The following is a 7,028-nucleotide window of genomic DNA, read 5'->3' as shown; positions in this document are numbered from 1 at the left end:
CAGCGGAAAACTGTTCCAGCAGCTCTTTCGGAACCTTTGGTAACTCTCGGAGCGGTTTTTTTTTGGTTGGCATACATGCACCTCTTACTCATGTTATGCCCGAACACAAAATTTCTGACACCCTCCTTTGCGGCCCCGGCAATCTCAGCCTCGAGCAAGCTGCCGGCGCAATTCAGCCAACACCGGCGCCGTATCCGGCCGCACCCCACGCCAGATAAAGAACGCCTCAGCCGCCTGCTCGGCCAGCATCCCCAACCCATCCAGCACCTTGGCCGCACCCAGGTTCGCAGCCCACTGGCAAAACGGTGTCGGCTGCTTGCCATACATCATGTCGTAGCAGACCGTTCGCCCCGCCTCGACCAGGCTGTCGGCAATCGGCGGCATCTCGCCTGCCAGGCTCGCCGAAGTGGCATTGATGATCACGTCCACCGGCTCCTGCAACCAGGCAAACCCGCTGGCCACCACTGGCCCCAGCTCGTCGAACTCGCGCGCCAGCTGCTCGGCCTTTTCCACGGTACGGTTGGCGATCACCAGCGATTGCGGGTTGTGCGCCAGAATTGGCTCCAGCACGCCCCGCACAGCACCACCGGCCCCGAGAATGAGAATGCGTTTGCCCGCCAGCTCGACCCCGGCATTGACGGTGAGGTCGCGCACCAGGCCTGCACCGTCGGTGTTGTCACCCTGCAAGGTACCGTTGGCCAGTTTGCTCAGGGTATTCACCGCGCCAGCGCGCTGGGCACGCGGGGTCAGGCTGTCGCACAGGCGGTAGGCCTCTTCCTTGAACGGCACGGTGACGTTGCCGCCACTGCCTTGCTTGAAGAAACCACGCGCGCAGTCGCTGAACTCGTCCAGCGGCGCCAGCAACGTGGCGTACTCCAGGTCCTGGCCGGTCTGCTCGGCGAACAGGCGATGGATCAGCGGCGACTTGCTATGGCCGATGGGGTTACCGAAAACGACGTACTGGTCCATGACGATTCCTTGGTTGTCCACAGGCTTACTGGCCAAGCCAGTCGCGGTCCTGCAGGAAGTACTCGGTCAGGCGCGCTTCTTCGCTGCCCGGCGCGGCCTTCCAATCGTAGCCCCAGCGGACTTGCGGCGGAAGCGACATCAGAATCGACTCGGTGCGGCCACCGGACTGCAGCCCGAACAGGGTGCCACGGTCGTAGACCAGGTTGAATTCCACGTAGCGGCCGCGGCGGTATTCCTGGAACTCGCGCTGCGCCGGGGTGAAGGGCGTGTCCTTGCGACGCTGGACAATCGGCAGGTACGCGTCGACGAAGGCATCGCCGATGGCGCGGATAAAGGCAAAGCAGGTGTCGAAGTCCCACTCGTTCAGGTCATCGAAGAACAAGCCACCGATGCCGCGTGGCTCGCCACGGTGCTTGAGGTGGAAGTAGCGATCGCACCAGGCCTTGTAACGCGGGTACACATCGGCGCCGAACGGCGCGCAGGCCTGCTCGGCCACGCGGTGCCAGTGGATGCAGTCTTCTTCATTGCCGTAGTACGGGGTCAGGTCGAAACCGCCGCCGAACCACCACACGGCCTCTTCACCTTCCTTTTCGGCAATGAAGAAACGCACGTTGGCGTGCGAAGTGGGCACATGCGGGTTGTGCGGGTGAATCACCAGCGACACGCCCAAGGCCTCGAAGCCACGGCCTGCCAGTTCGGGGCGATGGGCACTTGCCGAAGGCGGCAAGCCACTGCCGAACACATGGGAAAAGTTGACCCCGCCCTTCTCGATCAGCTTGCCTTCGCCAATCACCCGCGTACGGCCCCCGCCACCGGCTTCGCGCACCCAGGCGTCCTCGACGAAGCGGGCACCGCCGTCTTCGGCTTCGAGGGCAGAGCAGATGCGGTCTTGCAGGTCGAGCAGGTAGGCTTTCACGGCCTCGGTGCGGCTAGTCATCGGGTCACCAGGAACGGGCAGGGAAGAATTCGCCGCGTAGCATACCACCGCCAACCCGCGCGCCGCAGTTGACGGCGATCAAGCAAAGGCGTCCGATAGAAGGCCTTTTCCCGATCCCGAGTACAGGAGTGCGAGATGGCCAAGCGTATCCAGTTCAGCCAGCATGGCGGCCCGGAAGTGCTGCAGTTTGTGGAATTCGAACCCACCCCGCCCGGGCCACAGCAGGTACGTGTGCGTAACCATGCGATCGGCCTGAACTTCATCGATACCTACTTCCGCAGCGGGCTGTATGCGCCGCCGTCCCTGCCTTCCGGCCTGGGCACCGAAGCGGCGGGTGTGGTCGAGGCTGTGGGCGAGGGTGTGACCCGGCTCAAGGTCGGCGACCGCGTGGCCCATGCCGGCGGCCCGCTGGGGGCGTACAGCGAGGTGCATACGCTGCCTGAGGCCAACCTGGTCAAGCTGCCCGACAACATCAGCTTCGAGCAGGCGGCGGCGGTGATGCTCAAGGGTTTGACCGTGCAGTACCTGCTGAAGCAGACCTATGAAGTAAAGGCAGGTGACGTGATCCTGTTCCACGCGGCGGCAGGCGGCGTCGGCTCGCTGGCGTGTCAGTGGGCAAAGGCACTGGGCGCCAGGCTGATCGGTACCGTCAGCTCCGCCGAGAAGGCCGAACGTGCCAAGGCGCTGGGGGCTTGGGCGACCATCGACTACAGCCACGAAGACGTGGCCAAGCGGGTGCTGGAGTTGACCGATGGCAAGAAATGCCCGGTGGTGTATGACGGGGTGGGTGCCGATACCTGGCTGACCTCGCTGGACTGCCTGCAACCGCGTGGGTTGATGGTGAGCTTTGGCAATGCCTCGGGTGCGGTGAGCGGGGTGAACCTGGGGATTCTGGCGCAGAAGGGCTCGCTGTATGTGACCCGGCCGACCTTGGCGACCTATGCGAATAATGCCGAGAACACCCAGGCCATGGCCGATGACCTGTTTGCGATGATTGCGAGTGGGAAGCTGGTTGTGGATATCCAGCAAAAGTATCCGCTGAGCGAGGCGGCCAAGGCGCAGGTGGAGCTGTCGGCGCGGCGGACCGTAGGATCGACTGTACTAATTCCCTGAGCCACACACGTTCCCTGTGGGAGCGGGTTTACCCGCGAAGAAGCCACCGCGATGGATGGCACCGGCTCTGCCGGTGTTCGCGGATGAACCCGCTCCCACAAGTGCTGCATCGGCATTGAGTACGGCGGGGCATGATCAATCGTCGTAGTGATATCGGCACTGCAAGATTGTCATCTGCCCACCTTCGAAGAGGTAGACCAACCGATGTTCGCGAGTAATAAGACGAGACCAGAATCCTGAAAGGTCGCCCTTGAGTGGCTCAGGCTTACCGGTGCCTTTGAAAGGAGTACGCAGGCACTCCTTGATCAGGGCGTTGATCGTCGCAAACACATCCGTGTCAGCATCTTTCCAATGGCAGTAGTCTTCCCAACCTTCTGAAGTAAACGCAACGCTTACAGAATTGCGAGCTTCAGTCTTGTTGCGTTGTTTTGACTTCATGTTCATCTATGGGCAGCTCATGGGTAGCAGCTTTACCTGACCTCAGCTGATCAATGGATGCGCGCAAGCGCTTGGCATTGGCTGAAGAACCCAGCAGGTACATGGTCTCTTGCATGCCGTTGTAGTCCTCAAGCGAGATCATGACCACCGGCTCACCGCGCTGGCGCGTAATGATCGCGGGTTCGTGATCCCGACATACATCATCCATCGTCTGCTTCAGGTCGGCGCGAGCCTGGCTAAAAGTCAGTACATGCATTTCTTCAAATCCTTTCCAGGCAAGCCTGGCTCGGGTTTTTCTCGGCCCGGGCAACAATGCTGAACGGGCAATAGGCTCGGTGGTTTCTGCTAATGAATCTGGCAGGCACCAGCTGAAACATTGTACAAGCCTAGGTACAAACCTCAACATCCCATGGTCGGGAACCTTGGGAATGCAAAGCATAAATTGGAAGTCTTCTGATGGGCAGGTGATTGCGTTCGACAGAGCGTGTAGGAAATGGTGCTCACATTGATTTTTGTGGTGTTACGTAGATCGAGCGCCGCGCGGGCGGCGCTCGATTTCACAGGCGCTGAAACCCTCGAGGCAGGCACCTGTCAGCCTTCACACCCTCTTCTGCGGTGGTGGGGTCGACTCGATGCCATCGAGTATCGCCTCAATCACACCCTCTGCCATTTCAATTGCATGCAGGTTCGACCAGAACATGCCACGGCCCTCTTCGCGCATGTAGTCCAGGGCTTTGTAGCCGGTTTCGTAGGCGCTGCGCAGGTACAGGGCTACGTGGACCAGAGCGTCCTCGGCGGAAATGTTCGGGTTTACGGTGAAGAGCGGGTCATGGCCGGCGTCGCAGCGGCCGAAGGGGCGGGTGGAGGTGTAGGGAAGGGGTGGATCGGGCACTATCTTTTTCATTGGAAACCCTCACTTCAATGCCCCACCTATTCGTTACCACACGATTAGGTGGCAGCTGTACACGGGGTGGTAAACCGGAGAGAGTCTCAAACCCGGCAGGCGCAAAGCCTCCCGCGTACAGCCGCCATAGACCGCCAGAAACTCTCCCTGGTTCGGGTTACCACGCCCGATCGCCAAGTTATTCAGCGACGGTGTAAGCCTAAGGGCAGAGGTTCCCACTGAGAAGGTGATGGCAGGGGACGCGGCTCGTAGGATATTTCCCAATCCGCAAGCTGGACAGCCTTTCAAGAAAAAATCAGAAAAATCTGCAGAGCCACTGGGGCCGCTTTGCGGCCCAATCGCCGGCAAGCCAGCTCCCACACCGACCGCGCCGGTTTCAAGTCTTGTGCAGTACCTGTGGGAGCTGGCTTGCCGGCGATCGACCGGGGCGCGCACGCCGGCGAAGCCCTCGCCAGCGATATCAGCCCGGGCGCACAACCTCACCAGTAGCCAAGTTCCGAATCACACTCGGATTCTTCCGCCCCCCCAGCGCCCCACCCAGCACCAGGTCCAGCTGGCCATGGAAGTACTGCTCCACCCGCAACCGCGTCTTCGCCGCCGGGCGCCCGCCCGGGTTGCACGAGGTGGAAATCAAAGGCCCCACCAGCGCGCACAAGTCACGCACCACCGGGTGATCGCTGACCCGCAACGCCACGGTGTCATGCTGCCCGGTCACCCACTCGGGCAACAGGTTCTGGTGCGGCACCAGCCAGGTGTTCGGCCCCGGCCAGGTGCTGCCCATGCGGTCGATCCAGTCTTCGGGGAAATCCTCGAACAAAAAGTCGAACTGGCGAATGTTGTCGGCGATCAGGATCAGGCCTTTATCCACAGGGCGCGATTTCAGCGCCAGCAACCGATACACCGCGTCCTCGTTCCACGGGTCGCAGCCCAGGCCCCAGACCGCTTCCGTCGGGTAGGCGATCACCGCGCCCGCCCGGATCTCACGTGCGGCTTGTTGCACACGAAAACTGCTCACCATTTGTGTCTCCCCGCCTATATACCTTGCTTGTGAGCAGTGTACTTAGCCCGCGCGGGCAAACCAACGCCCGGCTTCATTGCTGACCCGGCCCTCCAGCTCCAGCTCGGTAAGCTGCGCCAATACGGCGGCCAGCGGCTGCTCGCTGCAATGGGCCAGGCTTTCGCTGGTCTGTGGCGCGGCGTGCAGCAGGGCGAGCAGGGGATGGTCGAATTTTTCCGCAACGTCGGGCGGCAGGTTCTGCCAGCCCTGCAGCGTTTGCAGGATCTGCTCCACCGTCTCTACCAGCAGCGCGCCGTCACGAATCAGCTGGTGGCAGCCCTTGGCGCCTGGATGGTGAATGGAGCCCGGTATGGCATACACCTCGCGGCCTTGCTCCGCCGCCAGGCGCGCCGTAATCAGCGAACCACTGGCCAGACTGGCCTCGACCACCAGCACGCCCAGCGACAAACCACTGATGATGCGATTGCGCCGGGGGAAGTTGCCGGGCAGCGGCCCGGCATCCAACGGGTACTCGGAAACCAGCGCACTGCCGGTCTCGATCATGGCCTGGGCCAACTCGCGGTGGCGCTGTGGATAAAGTTTTTGCAACCCCGTGCCGAGCACACCAATCGTGCTCCCTCCGGTCTTCAATGCGGCCCGATGAGCGGCGCCATCAATGCCAACGGCCAACCCGCTGGTAATGGTGAAACCGGCTTGCGCCAGATAGCGTGCAAAAGCGCCAGCCGTATCCAGGGCCGGCGGTGTGGCACGCCTGCTGCCCACAATTGCCAACTGGGGACGGTTTAACAGCGCCGGTTCGCCGGCGACGAAAAGCAGCGGCGGTGCGTCATCGATTTCAGCCAGCAGGGCAGGGTAGTCCGGGTCGTCCCACATCAGTAAATGCTGGCCCGGACGCTCTAACCAAGCCATTGCAGCCAACGCGCCATCGCGCACTTCGGCACTGCGCCGAGCATCGATAGTAACTTGGGGAATGCCCAGTGCACGCCAGGCCGAACCCGGTGCAGATAGTGCCGAGGAGGCCGAGCCAAACGCATCGATCAGGTTACGAAAGCGTCTCAACCCGGTTTCTGGAAGGCGGTGCAAACGCAGCCGGGCTTCCAGCTCGGCAGGCGGGCAAGGCGACGAATGGTAAATCGACATTAAGATCATCCTTGATCAAAGCAGGGCCATTTACGTGGCACAAACTGTGGATAACTTTGTGGGTAACACTTTGAAAAGCTGTCCATTGACTGGGGGCTATTACGCCCATAGACACCCTAGACGAGGTTGCCAGGTGCTGAAATCGCCGTTTCCCTTTATTATGTGTGCTCAGTTTTCAACCGACCGCACAGTGACTGCCTGACCTTATGGCCATCTTGAACATTCTCGAATTCCCGGACCCGCGCCTGCGCACCATCGCCAAACCGGTGACGGAGTTCGACGACGCCCTGCGTCAGCTGATCGACGACATGTTTGAAACCATGTACGAAGCCCCTGGCATCGGCCTGGCCGCGACCCAGGTCAACGTGCACAAGCAGGTTGTGGTCATGGACCTCAGCGAAGACCGCAGCGAACCGCGGGTCTTCATCAACCCCACGGTGGAAGAGCTGACCCACGACATGGGCCAGTACCAGGAAGGTTGCCTGTCGGTGCCCGGCTTCTACGAGAAT

General features: G+C 61.4%; 9 protein-coding genes. 2 read left to right on the top strand and 7 right to left on the bottom strand.

Annotation, left to right across the window (positions count from 1 at the left end):
- Window positions 1–144 precede the first annotated feature (144 nt).
- Window positions 145–969 (bottom strand): shikimate dehydrogenase, encoded by an 825-nt coding sequence (gene aroE / locus HP547_RS17245; RefSeq protein ID WP_172229395.1) that lies wholly within the window; start codon window positions 967–969, stop codon window positions 145–147.
- A 25-nt stretch (window positions 970–994) separates the two neighbouring features.
- Window positions 995–1,906 carry an oxygen-dependent coproporphyrinogen oxidase gene (hemF, locus tag HP547_RS17240; RefSeq protein WP_172229397.1) on the bottom strand — a complete coding sequence of 304 codons (912 nt, stop codon included), beginning with the start codon at window positions 1,904–1,906 and terminating at the stop codon, window positions 995–997.
- A gap of 135 nt (window positions 1,907–2,041) precedes the next feature.
- On the opposite strand from hemF, the gene HP547_RS17235 reads away from it, so the two are divergent.
- Window positions 2,042–3,019 (top strand): NADPH:quinone reductase, encoded by a 978-nt coding sequence (locus HP547_RS17235; protein WP_172286924.1) that lies wholly within the window; start codon window positions 2,042–2,044, stop codon window positions 3,017–3,019.
- 135 nt (window positions 3,020–3,154) lie between these two features.
- Here HP547_RS17235 and HP547_RS17230 read toward each other — a convergent pair whose 3' ends face one another.
- The 5 genes from HP547_RS17230 to dprA form a co-directional block, all read right to left on the bottom strand.
- Entirely contained in the window at window positions 3,155–3,463 is a 309-nt protein-coding gene (locus HP547_RS17230; RefSeq protein WP_172286923.1) for a Txe/YoeB family addiction module toxin, read from the bottom strand.
- On the bottom strand, window positions 3,429–3,713 hold the full coding sequence (locus tag HP547_RS17225) for a type II toxin-antitoxin system Phd/YefM family antitoxin (RefSeq protein ID WP_172286922.1): 285 nt from the start codon (window positions 3,711–3,713) through the stop codon (window positions 3,429–3,431). The genes HP547_RS17230 and HP547_RS17225 overlap by 35 nt, the downstream gene beginning before the upstream one ends.
- A 342-nt stretch (window positions 3,714–4,055) precedes the next feature.
- Window positions 4,056–4,361, bottom strand: a complete 306-nt coding sequence (locus tag HP547_RS17220) for a hypothetical protein (RefSeq protein WP_172286921.1) — start codon at window positions 4,359–4,361, stop codon at window positions 4,056–4,058.
- A gap of 460 nt (window positions 4,362–4,821) precedes the next feature.
- Window positions 4,822–5,379 (bottom strand): L-threonylcarbamoyladenylate synthase, encoded by a 558-nt coding sequence (locus HP547_RS17215; protein ID WP_172229401.1) that lies wholly within the window; start codon window positions 5,377–5,379, stop codon window positions 4,822–4,824.
- A gap of 42 nt (window positions 5,380–5,421) precedes the next feature.
- The gene (gene dprA, locus HP547_RS17210; RefSeq protein WP_172286920.1) at window positions 5,422–6,519 is read right to left on the bottom strand and encodes a DNA-processing protein DprA; all 1,098 of its coding nucleotides are present in this window, start codon (window positions 6,517–6,519) and stop codon (window positions 5,422–5,424) included.
- A gap of 206 nt (window positions 6,520–6,725) precedes the next feature.
- Between dprA and HP547_RS17205 the strand changes: the two genes are divergently transcribed.
- The coding region (locus HP547_RS17205; protein ID WP_172286919.1) for a peptide deformylase at window positions 6,726–7,028 on the top strand (303 nt) is incomplete at its 3' end.

This window comes from Pseudomonas sp. CM27, assembly GCF_013179515.1.
Classification (GTDB): Bacteria; Pseudomonadota; Gammaproteobacteria; order Pseudomonadales; family Pseudomonadaceae; genus Aquipseudomonas.
Note: the sequence above shows the minus strand (reverse complement) of the source record. Positions and strands in the feature narration are given on the sequence as shown.

Coding starts and splice junctions, on each gene's coding strand:
- HP547_RS17235 (WP_172286924.1), top strand. CDS start 2,042: ATGGCCAAGCGTATCCAGTTCAGCCAGCATGGCGGCCCGGAAGTGCTG.
- HP547_RS17215 (WP_172229401.1), bottom strand. CDS start 5,379: ATGGTGAGCAGTTTTCGTGTGCAACAAGCCGCACGTGAGATCCGGGCG.
- aroE (WP_172229395.1), bottom strand. CDS start 969: ATGGACCAGTACGTCGTTTTCGGTAACCCCATCGGCCATAGCAAGTCG.
- HP547_RS17230 (WP_172286923.1), bottom strand. CDS start 3,463: ATGAACATGAAGTCAAAACAACGCAACAAGACTGAAGCTCGCAATTCT.
- HP547_RS17225 (WP_172286922.1), bottom strand. CDS start 3,713: ATGCATGTACTGACTTTTAGCCAGGCTCGCGCCGACCTGAAGCAGACG.
- hemF (WP_172229397.1), bottom strand. CDS start 1,906: ATGACTAGCCGCACCGAGGCCGTGAAAGCCTACCTGCTCGACCTGCAA.
- HP547_RS17220 (WP_172286921.1), bottom strand. CDS start 4,361: ATGAAAAAGATAGTGCCCGATCCACCCCTTCCCTACACCTCCACCCGC.
- dprA (WP_172286920.1), bottom strand. CDS start 6,519: ATGTCGATTTACCATTCGTCGCCTTGCCCGCCTGCCGAGCTGGAAGCC.